Annotated in this window: 16 protein-coding genes; 13 read left to right on the top strand and 3 right to left on the bottom strand. The window is 56.8% G+C overall.

The genetic code is table 11. From position 1 onward, the window contains the following. The first annotated feature begins 108 nt into the window (after window positions 1-108). On the top strand, window positions 109-966 hold the full coding sequence (gene rpoH / locus AC6I8E_RS17305) for an RNA polymerase sigma factor RpoH (RefSeq protein ID WP_003852201.1): 858 nt from the start codon (window positions 109-111) through the stop codon (window positions 964-966). Between the two features lie 60 nt (window positions 967-1,026). Here rpoH and panM read toward each other — a convergent pair whose 3' ends face one another. Further along, window positions 1,027-1,422 (bottom strand): aspartate 1-decarboxylase autocleavage activator PanM, encoded by a 396-nt coding sequence (gene panM / locus AC6I8E_RS17300; protein WP_013359346.1) that lies wholly within the window; start codon window positions 1,420-1,422, stop codon window positions 1,027-1,029. 395 nt (window positions 1,423-1,817) lie between these two features. On the opposite strand from panM, the gene AC6I8E_RS17295 reads away from it, so the two are divergent. The 10 genes from AC6I8E_RS17295 (at window position 1,818) to ugpQ (ending at window position 12,262) form a co-directional block, all read left to right on the top strand. Beyond that, on the top strand, window positions 1,818-2,930 hold the full coding sequence (locus AC6I8E_RS17295) for a branched-chain amino acid ABC transporter substrate-binding protein (protein WP_013359345.1): 1,113 nt from the start codon (window positions 1,818-1,820) through the stop codon (window positions 2,928-2,930). A gap of 134 nt (window positions 2,931-3,064) precedes the next feature. Further along, window positions 3,065-3,991 (top strand): high-affinity branched-chain amino acid ABC transporter permease LivH, encoded by a 927-nt coding sequence (livH, locus tag AC6I8E_RS17290; RefSeq protein WP_009087789.1) that lies wholly within the window; start codon window positions 3,065-3,067, stop codon window positions 3,989-3,991. After that, on the top strand, window positions 3,988-5,259 hold the full coding sequence (locus AC6I8E_RS17285) for a high-affinity branched-chain amino acid ABC transporter permease LivM (protein WP_033734298.1): 1,272 nt from the start codon (window positions 3,988-3,990) through the stop codon (window positions 5,257-5,259). Before livH ends, AC6I8E_RS17285 begins: the two co-directional genes overlap by 4 nt. Then, window positions 5,256-6,023 carry a high-affinity branched-chain amino acid ABC transporter ATP-binding protein LivG gene (gene livG, locus AC6I8E_RS17280; RefSeq protein WP_013359342.1) on the top strand — a complete coding sequence of 256 codons (768 nt, stop codon included), beginning with the start codon at window positions 5,256-5,258 and terminating at the stop codon, window positions 6,021-6,023. Before AC6I8E_RS17285 ends, livG begins: the two co-directional genes overlap by 4 nt. Before the next feature lies 1 nt (window position 6,024). After that, a complete protein-coding gene (gene livF, locus AC6I8E_RS17275) occupies window positions 6,025-6,738 on the top strand; it encodes a high-affinity branched-chain amino acid ABC transporter ATP-binding protein LivF (protein WP_095706565.1) in 714 nt (237 codons plus the stop codon). Window positions 6,739-7,347: 609 nt separating this feature from the next. After that, complete coding sequence (gene ugpB, locus AC6I8E_RS17270; protein WP_095706566.1) at window positions 7,348-8,664, top strand: sn-glycerol-3-phosphate ABC transporter substrate-binding protein UgpB; 1,317 nt, start codon at window positions 7,348-7,350, stop codon at window positions 8,662-8,664. Between the two features lie 53 nt (window positions 8,665-8,717). Then, the gene (gene ugpA / locus AC6I8E_RS17265) at window positions 8,718-9,605 is read left to right on the top strand and encodes a sn-glycerol-3-phosphate ABC transporter permease UgpA (RefSeq protein ID WP_013359339.1); all 888 of its coding nucleotides are present in this window, start codon (window positions 8,718-8,720) and stop codon (window positions 9,603-9,605) included. Beyond that, window positions 9,602-10,447, top strand: coding sequence for a sn-glycerol-3-phosphate ABC transporter permease UgpE (gene ugpE, locus AC6I8E_RS17260; protein ID WP_497824254.1), 846 nt, complete (start codon window positions 9,602-9,604; stop codon window positions 10,445-10,447). The genes ugpA and ugpE overlap by 4 nt, the downstream gene beginning before the upstream one ends. Window position 10,448: 1 nt before the next feature. Beyond that, window positions 10,449-11,522, top strand: a complete 1,074-nt coding sequence (locus AC6I8E_RS17255) for a sn-glycerol-3-phosphate import ATP-binding protein UgpC (RefSeq protein ID WP_013359337.1) — start codon at window positions 10,449-10,451, stop codon at window positions 11,520-11,522. Further along, window positions 11,519-12,262: a glycerophosphodiester phosphodiesterase gene (gene ugpQ / locus AC6I8E_RS17250; protein WP_497824253.1), complete on the top strand. Its 744-nt coding sequence runs from the start codon at window positions 11,519-11,521 to the stop codon at window positions 12,260-12,262. Before AC6I8E_RS17255 ends, ugpQ begins: the two co-directional genes overlap by 4 nt. Here ugpQ and AC6I8E_RS17245 read toward each other — a convergent pair. Beyond that, a complete protein-coding gene (locus AC6I8E_RS17245) occupies window positions 12,259-12,546 on the bottom strand; it encodes a DUF2756 domain-containing protein (RefSeq protein WP_013359335.1) in 288 nt (95 codons plus the stop codon). The two genes, ugpQ and AC6I8E_RS17245, sit on opposite strands and share 4 nt — an antisense overlap. A gap of 208 nt (window positions 12,547-12,754) precedes the next feature. Here AC6I8E_RS17245 and ggt point away from each other — a divergent pair, with 208 nt between their 5' ends. Then, the gene (ggt, locus tag AC6I8E_RS17240) at window positions 12,755-14,506 is read left to right on the top strand and encodes a gamma-glutamyltransferase (protein WP_147789606.1); all 1,752 of its coding nucleotides are present in this window, start codon (window positions 12,755-12,757) and stop codon (window positions 14,504-14,506) included. Window positions 14,507-14,822: 316 nt separating this feature from the next. Here the strand turns inward: ggt and AC6I8E_RS17235 are convergent, their stop codons facing one another. Beyond that, on the bottom strand, window positions 14,823-15,317 hold the full coding sequence (locus tag AC6I8E_RS17235; RefSeq protein ID WP_312217064.1) for a GNAT family N-acetyltransferase: 495 nt from the start codon (window positions 15,315-15,317) through the stop codon (window positions 14,823-14,825). A 348-nt stretch (window positions 15,318-15,665) separates the two neighbouring features. On the opposite strand from AC6I8E_RS17235, the gene AC6I8E_RS17230 reads away from it, so the two are divergent. Further along, window positions 15,666-16,361: a pirin family protein gene (locus AC6I8E_RS17230; RefSeq protein WP_013359331.1), complete on the top strand. Its 696-nt coding sequence runs from the start codon at window positions 15,666-15,668 to the stop codon at window positions 16,359-16,361. Window positions 16,362-16,410: the final 49 nt, after the last annotated feature.

Genomic DNA, 16,410 nt, shown 5'->3' with positions numbered 1-16,410 from the left:
ATCACTCTAAGTAGCACAGATTGCTTTCGGATCTCGCGTGACGTTGACGTAATGTATCGTCTGCGCAGGGAAATGTGCGGCAATTCCACTGAATTTGTGAGGGTTTGAATGACCAAAGAAATGCAAACTTTAGCTATTGCTCCTCTTGGCAACCTGGAGTCTTACGTCCGGGCGGCGAATACCTGGCCGATGCTTTCGGCAGAAGAGGAAAAAGCGCTGGCTGAACGGCTGCATTACCAGGGCGATCTGGAAGCAGCTAAGACGCTGATCCTGTCACACCTACGCTTTGTAGTTCATATCGCTCGTAATTACTCCGGCTATGGTCTGCCACAGGCTGACCTGGTCCAGGAAGGTAACATCGGCCTGATGAAAGCGGTGCGTCGCTTCAACCCTGAAGTGGGCGTGCGTCTGGTTTCGTTCGCCGTGCACTGGATTAAAGCGGAGATTCACGAATACGTGCTGCGTAACTGGCGTATCGTGAAAGTCGCGACCACCAAAGCACAGCGTAAGCTGTTCTTTAACCTGCGTAAAACCAAGCAGCGTCTGGGCTGGTTCAATCAGGACGAAGTCGAGATGGTTGCGCGCGAGCTGGGCGTAAGCAGCAAAGACGTGCGCGAAATGGAATCGCGTATGGCCGCGCAGGATATGACCTTTGATATGTCTGCTGACGACGAGAGCAGCGAAGGCCGTTCTATGGCACCGGTGCTGTATCTGCAGGATAAAACCTCTGACTTTGCCGACGGCATCGAAGAGGATAACTGGGATGCGCACGCGGCTGACAAGCTGAGCTATGCGATGGAAGGTCTGGATGAGCGTAGTCAGCACATCATTCGCGCCCGCTGGCTGGACGAAGACAATAAAACCACGCTGCAGGAGCTGGCCGATCAGTACGGCGTATCCGCCGAACGTGTCCGGCAGCTGGAAAAGAACGCCATGAAGAAACTGCGTATGGCGATTGAAGCGTAACGCACTTCAACACCTTAAGGGGCGACAGATGATGTCGCCCTTTTTGTTTTCTGCGTCTGGCTAGTCTGCCGCCCGTATCCAGCCGTCGCTCTGCGCCCTGAAGCCACACGCCTGCATAAACGCCGCGCGTACCTGCTGATCGTCACTGCCATCATCGGCAATCCACCAGTCCGCGATTGAACCATTCTGCCTGATCGTCTCCTCCAGCAAATACTGGCCTACCCCGCGTCGCCGGGTGACATCGCGCACCGCCAGCCGGTGAACCTTGCCGTGGATGCCGGAGATTTCCAGCTGCAAACCCGCCAGCAGGCGGTCGTTAAAACGCGCCGCGTAAAGACGATGAGACTCACTCAAACCCTGTTCCAGTTTTTCCATCTCCAGATCCGGCCAGACTTTGCCAAGATCGATGCGGTCCTGCGGCGTCAGCGCAGTCAGGCGCTGGATAGTGAGCTTCATAACAAAAACCTCTAAAAAAGGGGAAAGTGTAGCGAAAGTATACAACCAGAGGGCCACCACATTTTCATCAATAAAACAGGTCAAAAGATGGCCTGGATGCCAGGATAACAGGAGTAAACCTGGATAGCGGGCGATCAATCCAGCATAACGCGCTGGCAAAGTGGTTATAAACCGGCCGTTGCATCCAGTGTATTATGCTGTTTAACCCGGTCAATTCTGAATGTGTCAGTTGATTTACAGAAGAAACTTCCTGTTTAATAAACTGAAAAATAAAGCCTTATTACTAATAAATGTCAGAAAAGTACGCTAACTCATTCATCATTAATCAGTTTTCGACTTTATCTGGCAACGCAAGCACTCACAACATACACGACAAAACAAATGGGGTAGTCAGGATGAAAATGAAAGGTCGCGCATTACTGGCGGGATGTGTAGCACTGGCGATGAGCCATGCGGCGCTGGCTGAAGATATCAAAGTGGCCATTGTCGGCGCAATGTCGGGTCCGGTGGCGCAGTACGGCGACATGCAGTTCGCCGGTGCAACGCAGGCGATTGAAGATATCAATGCCAAAGGCGGCGTTAACGGCAACAAGCTGGTGGCGGTGAAATATGACGACGCCTGTGATCCGAAACAGGCGGTTGCGGTCGCGAACAAGGTGATTAACGACGGCATCCGCTACGTCATCGGCCACCTTTGCTCTTCCTCCACCCAGCCGGCGTCTGACATCTATGAAGATGAAGGCGTGCTGATGATCACCCCGGCCGCGACCGCACCTGACCTGACTTCCCGTGGCTATAAACTGATTATGCGCACCACCGGCCTCGACTCCGATCAGGGGCCGACCGCCGCGAAATACGTAATGACCGAGCTGAAACCGCAGCGTATCGCTGTGGTGCATGACAAACAGCAGTATGGCGAAGGCCTGGCGCGCTCCGTGCAGGAGAGCCTGAAAAAGCAGGGCGCTAATATCGTGATGTTTGAAGGGATCACCGCAGGCGATAAAGATTTCTCTACGCTGGTGGCCCGCTTCAAGAAAGAGAACGTCGATTTCGTCTATTTCGGCGGTTACTACCCGGAAATGGGGCAGATCGTGCGTCAGGCGCGCGCTGCGGGTCTGAAAACTCAATTTATGGGACCAGAAGGCGTGGGTAACGCCTCGCTGTCGAACATCGCCGGTGCAGCCTCTGAAGGCATGCTGGTGACTCTGCCGAAACGCTACGACCAGGTTGAAACCAACAAACCGATTGTGGACGCGCTGAAAGCGAAGAAACTGGATCCGACCGGCCCGTTCGTCTGGACCACCTATGCAGCACTGCAGTCGCTGGCAACCGGCATGGAGCGCAGCAAGAGCGCAGAGCCGGACGCTATCGTGAAAAACCTCAAGGAAGGCGCTGCGGTCCCAACCGTGATGGGCAACCTGAACTGGGATGAGAAGGGCGATCTCAAGGGCTTTGAATTCGGCGTCTTCAAATGGCATGCCGATGGCACCTCGACCGCTGTGAAGTAAACCAGGCTGTTTTGTGGTGAGCGGGAAGCCGGATAACCGGTTTCTCCTGACCAGCGACACGAACGCCTGGTGCCCGTTTGCCAGGCGTTTTTTGTACCCCGATCGCCTGCGATCGGTTAAGTAAGGGTCAAGGTATGTCCGAGCAGTTCCTCTATTTTATTCAGCAGATGTTTAATGGTGTGACCCTGGGAAGCACCTACGCGCTGATCGCCATCGGTTACACCATGGTTTACGGCATTATCGGCATGATTAACTTCGCCCACGGCGAGGTTTACATGATCGGTAGCTATGTCTCCTTTATCGTGATTGCCGCCCTGATGATGATGGGCATCGACACCACCTGGCTGATGATTGCAGCTGGCTTTGTGATGGCAGTGATTATCTCCAGCGCTTACGGCTGGAGCATTGAGCGCGTCGCCTACCGGCCTGTGCGTTCATCCAAGCGCCTGATTGCGCTGATCTCCGCCATCGGGATGTCGATATTCCTGCAAAACTACGTCAGCCTGACCCAGGGGTCACGCGACCTGGCGCTGCCGAGCCTGATCACCGGACAGTGGACGGTAGGCGAGAGCAACGGTTTTGCCGCGACCATCTCTACCATGCAGATTGTGATCTGGGTGGTGACCTTCCTGGCGATGCTGGCGCTGACCACCTTTATCCGTTACTCCCGCATGGGCCGCGCCTGTCGCGCCTGCGCAGAAGACCTGAAAATGGCCAGCCTGCTGGGGATTAACACCGACCGCGTGATCTCGCTGACCTTTGTGATCGGTGCCGCGATGGCGGCAGTGGCGGGCGTATTACTGGGCCAGTTCTACGGTTCGATTAACCCCTTCATCGGCTTTATGGCGGGCATGAAAGCCTTCACCGCTGCTGTGCTGGGTGGGATTGGCAGTATTCCGGGTGCCATGATTGGCGGCCTGGTGCTGGGGATTGCTGAAGCGCTGACTTCTGCGTATCTCAGCACGGAATATAAAGATGTGGTTTCGTTTGCCCTGCTGATTGTGGTGCTGCTGGTGATGCCGACCGGGATTCTGGGTCGTCCGGAGGTCGAAAAAGTATGAAGACCTCTTTTATCAACGCCCTGATCTCCTCCCTGATGCTGCTGGTGCTCGCCACCTTCTTTATGGGACTGCGCCTGAATCTGGACGGCACGAATCTGGTGGTGCAGAACGCCGGTAGCGTGCGCTGGAACTGGATCGCCGCAGGCTGTGCGGTGGTGTTTCTGTTCCAGCTGCTGCGTCCGATCTGGCAAAGCGGCCTGAAGAAAATCTCTGGTCCGGCGCTGGTGTTGCCTGGTCTGGATGGCTCGACGCCGAAGCAGAAGCTGGTGATGGCGGTGCTGATTATCGCCGCGATTGCCTGGCCATTCCTGGTGTCACGCGGCACCGTCGATATCGCTACCATGACGCTGATCTACGTGATGCTGGGTCTGGGCTTAAACGTCGTCGTCGGCCTCTCTGGCCTGCTGGTACTGGGTTATGGCGGCTTCTACGCCATCGGCGCTTATACTTTTGCGCTGCTGAACCACTATTACGGTCTTGGCTTCTGGCAGTGCCTGCCGCTCTCTGGCATGGTTGCGGCGCTGTTTGGCCTGCTGCTGGGCTTCCCGGTACTGCGACTGCGCGGCGACTATCTGGCGATTGTGACGCTGGGCTTCGGTGAGATCGTACGTATTCTGCTGCTGAACAATACCGCCCTGACCGGCGGGCCAAATGGCATCAGCCAGATCCCGAAACCGACGCTGTTTGGTCTGGAGTTTGGCCGTACGCCGCGTGAAGGCGGCTGGGATACTTTCCACAACTTCTTTGGGCTGAAGTACGATCCCAGCGACCGCATCATCTTTCTCTACCTGGTGGCGCTGCTGCTGGTAGTACTGACGCTTTTTGTGATCAACCGGCTGCTGCGGATGCCGCTGGGCCGGGCCTGGGAAGCGCTGCGCGAGGATGAGATTGCCTGCCGTTCACTGGGCCTGAGTCCGACCCGCATCAAGCTGACCGCCTTTACCATCAGTGCCGCATTTGCGGGCTTTGCCGGTAGTCTGTTCGCGGCGCGTCAGGGCTTTGTCAGTCCGGAGTCCTTTACCTTTGTCGAGTCCGCCTTTGTGCTGGCGATTGTGGTACTGGGTGGGATGGGCTCGCAGTTTGCGGTGATTCTGGCCGCCATTCTGCTGGTGGTGTCACGCGAGCTGATGCGCGATCTTAATGAGTACAGCATGCTGGTGCTGGGTGGCCTGATGGTGTTGATGATGATCTGGCGTCCGCAGGGATTATTACCGATGAAGCGTCCGCATCTGAAGCTCAGAGCCGCTAAAAAAGGAGAACAGGCATGATTCAGCCTTTATTAGCCGTTGAAGGCCTGATGATGCGCTTCGGCGGTCTGTTAGCCGTGAACAATGTGGCACTGGAGCTGCGTCCGCAGGAGATCGTTTCACTGATTGGCCCCAACGGTGCCGGTAAAACCACCGTGTTCAACTGCCTGACCGGCTTTTACAAGCCCACCGGCGGCACGATCAAATTGCGTGAGCAGCATCTGGAAGGGCTGCCGGGCCAGAAGATTGCGCGGATGGGCATCGTGCGCACTTTCCAGCATGTGCGCCTGTTCCGTGAGATGACGGTGATTGAGAACCTGCTGGTCGCGCAGCATCAGCATCTGAAAAGCGGCGTATTTTCCGGCCTGCTGAAAACCCCGGCGTTTCGCCGCAGTGAGAGCGAGGCGCTGGATCGTGCGGCGACCTGGCTGGAGCGGGTGGGTCTGCTGGATCTGGCAAACCGTCAGGCGGGTAATCTGGCCTATGGTCAGCAGCGTCGGCTGGAGATTGCGCGCTGCATGGTGACGCGCCCGGAGATCCTGATGCTGGATGAACCGGCAGCGGGTCTTAACCCGAAAGAGACCCATGAGCTGGACGCGCTGATTGCGGAGCTGCGTGGCGAACACAAGGTGTCGGTGCTGCTGATTGAACATGATATGAAGCTGGTGATGGGTATTTCTGACCGTATTTACGTGGTTAATCAGGGAACGCCGCTGGCTAACGGAACGCCGGAGGAGATTCGTAATAATCCGGATGTCATTCGTGCCTATTTAGGAGAGGCCTGAGATGGCAAATGCGATGTTAACCATTGAGAACGTCAGCGCTCACTACGGCAAAATTCAGGCGCTGCACAACGTCAGCCTCTATATCAATCAGGGCGAAATTGTCACCCTGATTGGCGCTAACGGAGCCGGAAAAACCACGCTGCTGGGCACGCTTTGCGGCGAACCGCGCGCGACCCAGGGCACTATCACCTTTGATGGCAAAGCGATTACCGACTGGCAAACGGCGCGCATTATGCGTGAAGCAATCGCCATCGTGCCAGAGGGACGGCGGGTGTTTTCGCGCATGACGGTGGAAGAGAACCTGGCGATGGGCGGCTTTTTTGCCAGCCGCCCGGAGTATCTGACGCGGATTAAGCGCGTGTATGAACTCTTCCCGCGGCTGCAGGAGCGTAAAATCCAGCGCGCCGGAACGATGTCAGGCGGCGAACAGCAGATGCTGGCGATTGGCCGTGCGCTGATGAGCCAGCCGCGCCTGCTGCTGCTGGATGAGCCGTCGCTGGGACTGGCACCGATCATTATTCAGCAGATCTTCGACACCATTGAGCAGTTGCGCAGCGAAGGGATGACGATTTTCCTGGTGGAGCAGAATGCGAATCAGGCGCTGAAGCTGGCGGATCGGGGCTATGTGCTGGAGAACGGGCATGTCGTGCTCGAAGATAGCGGTGCAGCTCTTCTCTCCAACGAAGCCGTCCGCAGCGCGTACCTCGGCGCTTAACGTTTAGAGGCCTGGCTTACTTGCCATTTCGACACCGGGCAGTGCTCGCATTCCTCACGTACTCCAGTACGCTCCGGATGCTGTGCGCTGGCCGGTGCCGAACTGCCTGCGACGCCGACGGCCTTTAGTGTTGGTTTGAGTGGTAGTGTCGATGGCCTTTACATTTGCGCAAAAGCACGGACAAGCGCTGCTATTGCCCGAGGCCGTTGCAGCTTATGGTAATAAATTCGACGTAGTAATGATGTGTAGCCGCTCAGACTGCTGACAAACCCAAATCAGGGTGAATCTGGCCGCAACAAATAAACTCAACGCGCAGGGAACACGGTCAGAAGAGGAAAGCGTCCCGCGCCATGGACGGCGCGGGCCGAGCATGTCATGGATGACGGATTTTGCGTCTTTCCGATCTGACCGTGTTTCCTGTGCATGCTCAGTCTTACAGCAACCTGGCTAGATTTTGTCCACAAAGTAGTGCTGCTCCGCCCTTCCTCTCTTTCGCCTGTCACCCCGCTGTCATCTGCCTGTTATTAATCCGTCATTTCCTCGTGTCATGTTACTTCGCGAACCAGAAATCCGTGATTTCACGCGTATTTACCTGCACAGGAAAATTCTATGTCCGTCGTTACCTTTCGTCGTAGCCTGATGAGCGTGCTGCTCGGTCTGACGCTCAGCAGCCATGCCATGGCCGCCACTGAGATCCCCTTCTGGCACTCTATGGAAGGCGAGTTAGGCAAAGAAGTGGATTCGCTGGCACAGCGTTTTAACGAGACGCATCCCGATTACAAAATTGTTCCGACCTACAAAGGTAACTACGAGCAGAGTCTGGCGGCAGGGATTGCGGCCGTGCGCAGTGGTAAAGCGCCTGCGGTGCTGCAGGTCTATGAAGTCGGTACGGCGACCATGATGGCCTCTAAGGCGATTGTGCCAGTGCATCAGGTTTTCAAAGATGCCGGCATCCCCTTTGATGAAAAACAGTTCGTACCCACGGTGGCGGGCTACTACAGCGACAGCAAAGGTCAGCTGATCTCTCAGCCGTTTAACAGCTCGACGCCGGTGCTCTACTACAACAAGGACGCCTTCAAAAAAGCGGGTCTGAACCCGGATCAGCCACCGAAAACCTGGCAGGAGCTGGCGACCGATGCCGCGGCACTGCGCAAAGCGGGCATGAGCTGTGGTTACGCCAGCGGCTGGCAGGGCTGGATCCAGATCGAAAACTTCAGTGCCTGGCATGCTCTGCCGGTGGCGACGGAGAACAACGGATTTGACGGCCTCGACGCGGTGCTGGAGTTCAACAAGCCGGTGCAGGTTCGTCATATCGACCTGCTGGAAGCGATGAATAAGAAAGGTGACTTCACCTACTTTGGCCGCAAAGATGAGTCCACCGCCAAGTTCTACAACGGCGACTGCGGTATCACCACCGCTTCATCCGGTTCGCTGGCCGATATCCGTCATTACGCTAAATTCAACTTCGGCGTCGGCATGATGCCGTATGACGACACCGTACCGAATGCGCCGCAGAACGCCCTGATTGGTGGTGCGAGCCTGTGGGTGATGAAAGGCAAAGATGCGGCAACCTACAAAGGCGTGGCTGAGTTTATGCAGTTCCTGGCGAAACCGGAAATCGCTGCGGAATGGCATCAGAAAACCGGCTATCTGCCGATTACCACCGCCGCCTACGAGCTGACGAAACAGCAGGGCTTTTACGACAAAAATCCGGGTGCAGATATCGCCACCCGCCAGATGATGAACAAGCCGCCACTGCCGTTCACCAAAGGGATGCGTCTGGGTAACATGCCGCAGATCCGCACCGTGATCGACGAGGAGCTGGAAAGCGTCTGGACCGGTAAACAGTCACCGCAAAGCGCGCTGGATAACGCAGTGAAACGCGGCAACGAGCTGCTGCGCCGCTTCCAGCAGCAAATGAAGTAATCTTTCCCCTGGCCAGCCCAGGCTGGCCCCTCTTTTCTGACGTCAGGTACGCCATGTCTTCATCCCGTCCGGTCTTTCGCACCAGCCTGTTGCCTTATCTTCTGGTGCTGCCGCAACTGCTGATTACCGCCATCTTCTTTCTCTGGCCTGCCGGTGAAGCGCTGTGGTACTCGCTGCAAAGTCTCGATCCCTTTGGCATCTCCAGCAGCTTTGTTGGGCTGGAGAACTTCAGACGCCTGTTTGCCGATCCCTACTATCTGGATTCGTTCTGGACCACCATCAAATTCAGCAGCATGGTCACGGTCTTCGGCATGGTGTTTTCGCTGCTGCTGGCGGCGCTGGTGGATTATGTGGTGCGACTGCGCCGCCTCTATCAGACCCTGCTGCTGCTGCCCTACGCCGTTGCCCCGGTGGTGGCCGCGGTGCTCTGGATGTTTCTGTTTAACCCCGGTCTGGGCCTGTTCAGCTATCTGCTGAACCACATCGGCTACAACTGGAACTATGCGCAGAACAGCGGTCAGGCGATGTTCCTGATTGTGCTGGCGTCGATCTGGCAGCAGATGAGCTACAACTTCCTGTTCTTCTTCGCCGCACTGCAATCAATCCCCAAATCGCTGGTGGAAGCCGCCGCCATCGACGGTGCCGGGCCGGTGCGTCGCTTCTTCAACCTTTCTCTGCCGCTGATTACGCCGGTCAGCTTCTTTCTGCTGGTGGTGAACCTGATCTACGCCTTCTTCGATACCTTCCCGGTGATCGATGCCGCAACCGGCGGCGGGCCGGTGCAGGCGACCACCACGCTGATCTATAAAATCTATCGCGAAGGATTTACCGGTCTGGATCTCTCCTCATCCGCGGCGCAGTCGGTGGTGCTGATGCTGCTGGTCATCGGGCTGACGGTACTCCAGTTCCGCTTTGTTGAACGTAAGGTGCAATACCAATGATTGAGAATCGACGCGGACTGGATCTCTTCAGCCACATCGTACTGGTGCTGGGCGTGCTTACCATCCTGTTTCCGCTCTATGTTGCCTTTGTGGCGGCGACGCTGGATAACGAGGCGGTCTATCATGTGCCGATGACGCTGGTACCGGGCACGCATCTGTGGGAGAACATCTCGCGCATCTGGACGCACGGCGTTAACGGCAGCGGACCGGCGTTTGGCCTGATGTTGCTCAACAGCATGATCATGGCGCTGGGCATTACCTTCGGCAAAATCACGGTGTCGATGCTGTCGGCGTTTGCCCTGGTCTGGTTTCGCTTTCCGCTACGCACGCTCTTTTTCTGGCTGATCTTCATCACGCTGATGCTGCCGGTTGAGGTGCGTATCTTCCCCACGGTGCAGGTGATTGCCGACCTTAATCTGCTCGACAGCTACAGCGGCTTAACCCTGCCGCTGATGGCCTCAGCGACCGCCACTTTTCTGTTTCGTCAGTTCTTTATGTCACTGCCGGATGAACTGGTGGAAGCGGCGCGCATCGACGGTGCCAGTGCGATGCGCTTCTTCATCGACATTGTTCTGCCGCTGTCGAAAACCAATCTGGCGGCGCTGTTCGTGATCACCTTTATCTACGGCTGGAACCAGTATCTCTGGCCGCTGCTGATCATCAATGACGCCAGCCTCGGCACCGCGGTGGCGGGGATCAAAAGCATGATCTCCTCCAGCGGATCGCCAACGCAGTGGAACGAAGTGATGGCGGCAATGTTATTAACCCTGATCCCACCGCTGGCGGTGGTGTTAGTCATGCAGCGTGCCTTTGTGCGCGGTCTGGTTGAGAGTGAGAAATAAGATGGCAGGCGTAACCCTTCAGGCAGTAACCAAGTCCTACGATGGCAAAAATCAGATCATTCAGCCGCTGAACGTCACCATCAATGACGGCGAGTTTATGGTGATGGTCGGGCCATCCGGCTGCGGGAAGTCGACCCTGCTGCGCATGGTGGCCGGACTGGAGCGCGTTACCTCCGGTGATATCTATATCGACAACCGGCGTGTCACTCAGGAAGAGCCGAAAGATCGCGGCATTGCGATGGTGTTTCAGAACTACGCGCTCTATCCCCATATGTCGGTGGAGGAGAACATGGCCTATGGCCTGAAAATCCGTGGGATGGGCAAAGAGCAGATCCGCCAGCGGGTGCTCGACGCGGCACGTAGTCTGGAGCTGGATCACCTGCTGATGCGCCGGCCTCGCGAGCTTTCGGGCGGACAGCGCCAGCGCGTGGCGATGGGGCGCGCCATCGTGCGTGAACCGGCGGTGTTTCTGTTCGATGAGCCGCTGTCTAATCTCGACGCCCGCCTGCGGGTGCAGATGCGGCTGGAGCTGCAGCAGCTGCATCGCCGCTTACAGACCACCAGCCTCTATGTGACGCACGATCAGGTTGAGGCGATGACCCTGGCGCAGCGGGTGATGGTGATGAATAAAGGTGTCGTCGAGCAGATCGGCACGCCGGTCGATGTGTATGAACGTCCCGCCAGCCAGTTTGTCGCCTCGTTTATCGGCGCGCCCGCGATGAATCTGCTGAAAGGGCAGATCAGCAGCGATGGTTCGCGCTTTAATCTCGATGCCTCGCACGCACTGCCGCTCAGTGACAGTAAACCGAAATGGGCTAACCAGCCGGTGGTGCTGGGTATCCGGCCAGAGCATATCCGGCAAAGCAGCCGTGAGCAGGGCGGCGTACCGCTACGCGTCGATACGCTGGAGATGCTGGGCGCCGATAATCTGGCACATGGTCGCATCGGGGACACGCCACTGGTGGTACGCTTAGCCCACAGCGAACGGCCGCAGCCAGGCAGTACGCTGTGGCTGCATCTGCCGTCAGATGCGTTACACTTCTTCGATTCAACCCATGGAAAGCGTCTGGAATGAGCACACAACACTGGCCCTATCCCCGCATCGTTGCCCATCGCGGTGGCGGTAAACTGGCACCGGAAAACACCCTGGCGGCAATTGATGTCGGCGCAAAGTATGGTCATCAAATGATTGAGTTTGATGCCAAATTATCAATGGATGCGCAGATCTTCCTGCTGCATGACGACACGCTGGATCGCACCAGCAACGGCTGGGGCGTGGCAGGTCAGCTGCCGTGGGAGAAGCTGTCGCAGCTTGATGCGGGCAGCTGGTTTGGCAACGCATTTACCGGCGAAAAGCTGGCGCGGCTGGACGAAGTAGCGGCACGCTGTCGTCAGCATCAGATGATGGCGAACATCGAGATCAAACCGACCACCGGCAGCGACGCTGAAACCGGACGCGCCGTGGCGCAGGCTGCCGCGGTTCTGTGGCAGGATCAGACCGCACCGCTGCTCTCGTCGTTCTCTTTTGAGGCGCTGGAAGCGGCGATGCAGGTCGAGCCGCAGTTGCCGCGTGGCCTGCTGTCGCACAGCTGGGATCCCGAGTGGCAGGAGAAAACGAGCGCGCTGGCGTGCGTCTCCATTCATCTCAATCACAAGGTCCTGACCGCTGAGCGGGTCACCGAACTGAAAGCAGGCGGACTGAAGATTCTGGTGTATACCGTGAACAGCCCGGACCGGGCGCGGGAATTGCTGAAGTGGGGCGTCGATGCCATCTGTACTGACAGCATCGACATCATTGGCCCCGATTTTCATTAGTTCTGATTCGGATTCTGGTTCTGCTGGCCCGGCTGCGTGGTAATCACCCGCTGCTGGGCGCTGTTGCGCTGCTCCTGCATTTTACGCTGCATGTCCTGCGTCTGACGCTGCTGATCCTGGCGCAGCTTCAGCTGTTGCTGCTGTTGCTGGCTCTGCATCTGCGACTGCATCCGCTGCTGACTCGGGTTATAACCCGGTTTATTCGGATCGTTGGTGCTGTTCAGCGTGTTCGCCTGACTGGCGAAAGGCAGCAGGGCGGCTAAAACAATCATCCACTTTTTCATCTTTCCTCCTTCCTTTATCGCGACAGGTTTTTTGGGTGCACAACGGCGCACACCGATATCAGGGTCGCACCCATAAGTTTACGCGATATCACAGACCTTACTTTCAGATGTATTCCTGATTTGACTTAACCCCGGTTATTTTGCTGTATTTGTAGGCACTTGCAGAAATGATAAAAAAATGTAAATAACAACATGGGATGGTGGCAGGATGAAAATGCAGCAGACAGTGCGTCAGCTTAGCTGGTCGCTGGTGATGAGTTTTACCGTGGTGGCAGGCGCGAACGCCGCGCCCACTCAGGCTCCGCCGGTCTCCTACGGTGTGGACAGTGATACTTTTCACCCGGTAAAAGCGCAGCACGGCATGGTGGCGTCGGTGGATGCGCTGGCAACCCAGGTGGGCGTGGAAATTCTGCGTCAGGGCGGGAATGCGGTGGATGCCGCGGTCGCCGTGGGCTTTGCGCTGGCCGTGACCCATCCGCAGGCGGGCAACCTGGGCGGCGGCGGCTTTATGCTGCTGCGCACCGCCTCTGGTCGCGCTACTGCTATCGATTTCCGTGAAATGGCGCCGGGCCATGCGTCGCGCGACATGTTCCTGGATAAGCAGGGCAACGCCGACAGTAAGCTGTCGCTGACCTCTCATCTCGCCTCCGGCACGCCGGGCACCGTCGCTGGACTGGCGCTGGCTGCGCAGAAATATGGCACTCTGCCGCTGAGCACTCTGCTGGCACCGGCTATCAGACTGGCGCGTGACGGTATTCCAGTCAACGATGCGCTGGCGGATGACCTGAAGACCTACGGCAAAGAGGTGCTGATTACCCATCCCAACAGCAAAGCGATCTTCTACAAACCGGACGGCACGCCGTGGCAGAAGGGCGATCGGCTGGTGCAGAAGAATCTCGCGCACAGTCTGCAACTGATTGCCCGCCAGGGGCCGGATGCCTTTTACAAAGGTGAAATCGCGGATGAGATCGCCGGCGAGATGGCGCAGCACGGCGGGCTGATCAGCAAAGCTGACCTGGCGGCCTATCGGGCGGTCGAGCGTCAGCCCATCAGTGGTACCTACCGCGGTTATGAAGTCTTCTCAATGCCACCGCCCTCATCCGGTGGTATCCACATCGTGCAGATTCTCAATATCCTGGAGAACTTCGATCTGGCGAAGATGGGCTTTGGCAGCGCTGACGCCATGCAGGTGATGGCGGAAGCGGAAAAATATGCCTACGCGGACCGCTCGGAATATCTCGGCGACCCCGATTTCGTGAAGGTGCCCTGGCAGGCGCTGACCAGTAAAGCCTATGCTAAAACGCTGGCGCAGCAGATTGACGTGGCAAAGGCGCGGCCTTCCAGTGAGATCAAACCGGGCAAGCTCGAACCTTACGAAAGTAACCAGACCACCCATTTCTCGGTGGTGGATAAGCAGGGCAATGCCGTTGCGGTCACCTACACGCTGAACACCTATTTCGGCAGCGGAATTGTGGCGGGCAAGAGTGGCATCCTGATGAATAATGAGATGGATGACTTCTCCGCCAAGCCGGGCACGCCCAATGTCTACGGGCTGGTGGGCGGGGAAGCGAATGCGGTGCAGCCGGCGAAACGTCCGTTGTCATCAATGTCGCCGACCATCGTCGCTAAAGGCGGCAAAACCTGGCTGGTGACCGGCAGTCCGGGCGGCAGCCGCATTATCACCACGGTGTTGCAGATGGTGGTGAACAGCATTGATTTCGGGATGAACGTGGCGGAAGCCACCAACGCACCACGCTTCCATCATCAGTGGCTGCCGGATCAGCTGCGGGTGGAGAAGGGCTTCAGCCCTGATACATTGCGTCTGCTGGAAGCCAAAGGCCAGCATGTGAAGGTGCTGCCGTCGATGGGCAGTACGCAGAGCATCATGATTGGGCCGGATGGCATGCTGTATGGTGCTTCCGATCCGCGCAGCATTGATGATTTGAGTGCGGGATACTGATACAAACCTGACCCAGGTGAATCTGACAGCAATAAATAAGCTTAACGCGTAGGGAACGGGGTCAGAAGAGGAAAGCGTCCCGCGACTGGGACAAAAACGCCGGGAGCGTTTTTGAACAACGCAACGCGTTGGCCCGGATACGGGCGCACCTCATGGATGAGGTGCGTAATCGCGCGGGCCGAGCGTGTCATGGATGACGGCTTTTGCGTCTTTCCGATCTGACCCCGTTTCCTGTGCAGGCGATGACTGACAGCGAACCGTGCCAGGGTTTTCAGCATAAAGGGCACCAGCAGGTGACCTTTTTCATCATCACACGTCAGGCTTTAACCCGCGCCATATAATGCGCGTCGATGAGTTCACCGTGCCGTATGGCGAATCCTTTAGCCGTTCCCTCAATCTCAAAACCGAAACGCTGATACAGGGCGATGGCCGGGCCATTATCGACGAACACCGTCAGCTCCATCCGGCTCACCTGTAGCCAGTTGTCGCACAACGAGACCATTTCACGCATGAGTGCAGTGCCGACGCCTCGCTGCCGGTAACGCTCATCCACGCCCATCCCTAACGAGGCGACGTGACGGCGTCTGGGGCGCGCTACTGCGTCCAGCGCGCACTGGCCAACAACCTCTTTGTCGATGCAGGCTACCAGCAGATGTGAATGAGGCTGTGGCGAAGCGAGTCGGGTCTGCCACATCTGTAGCGATGAGTGAGGCAGATGCAGCGTGCTGGCCTGGGTATCTGGCTGACTGTAAATCCTGTGCAGCGCGGCTGCATCTTCTGGCATGACGTGGCGGACAACTATTTCACTCATGATCGCTCCTTTCTCCCATAAAAACCTTTTAAACATCAAGGTATTCAGATCATTAATCAAGCTAAAAAAAGTGAAAATGACTTTACAGACGCGAATGATAATGATTATTATTGCCATGCGTTTCCGGGAGGTCGCCCGACAGCCTGGAAAAGCACGACATTGCTCACATTGCTTCCAGTATTATTTCGCCAGCTTAGATGCTGGCTTTTTTTTGCCTGCTCTCCTTCAATGCTTTTCAGCCACTCCTGCACGATCATTCAATGAATTTGAACAGAGGAGTGAAGTTTTTCAGCTATCAATCAAACCGCCTCAGGGACACACTATAAAAAACATTGAGGAGATTTGAACATGATCTATGTACGCAAAGCTGAAGAACGCGGTCACGCAAACCATGGCTGGCTGGATAGCTGGCACACCTTCTCTTTCGCCAGCTATCACGATGCGAACTTCATGGGTTTCTCCGCGCTGCGGGTCATCAATGAAGATGTGATCGATGGCGGTCAGGGATTTGGCACCCATCCGCATAAAGATATGGAAATCCTGACCTACGTGCTTTCCGGTACGGTTGAGCATCAGGACAGCATGGGCAACAAAGAGCAGATCCCGGCAGGGGAGTTCCAGATCATGAGTGCCGGCACCGGTGTGCGTCACTCTGAGTACAACGCCAGCGAAAGCGAACCGCTGCACCTCTATCAGATCTGGATCATTCCTGAGCGTACCGGTATTGAGCCACGCTACGATCAGCGCCGCTTCCCGGATGTGCAGGGACGCCAGCTGGTGTTAAGCCCGGATGCCCGTGAAGGGTCGCTGAAAGTTTATCAGGACATGACCTTGTCGCGCTGGGTACTGGCTGCCGGTGAGCAGGATAACGTTGCGATTGATGCGGGACGTCGTATCTGGATTCAGGTCGTGAAAGGTGATGTTACCGTTAACGGCAACGCGGTCACCACCAGCGACGCCCTGGCGATCTGGGACGAAAGCGCGCTGACGATTGAAGCCAGCTCGGCGGCCGAAGTCCTGCTGTTTGATCTGCCACCTGTCTAAGCAGATAACGGGCGCGCCTCGTCGCGCCCGGTTAGGAATTTTGTGACAG

It is taken from the genome of Pantoea sp. X-Soil-YNGN-785 (assembly GCF_059730585.1).
This window is presented reverse-complemented; position numbering and strand designations above follow the sequence as displayed.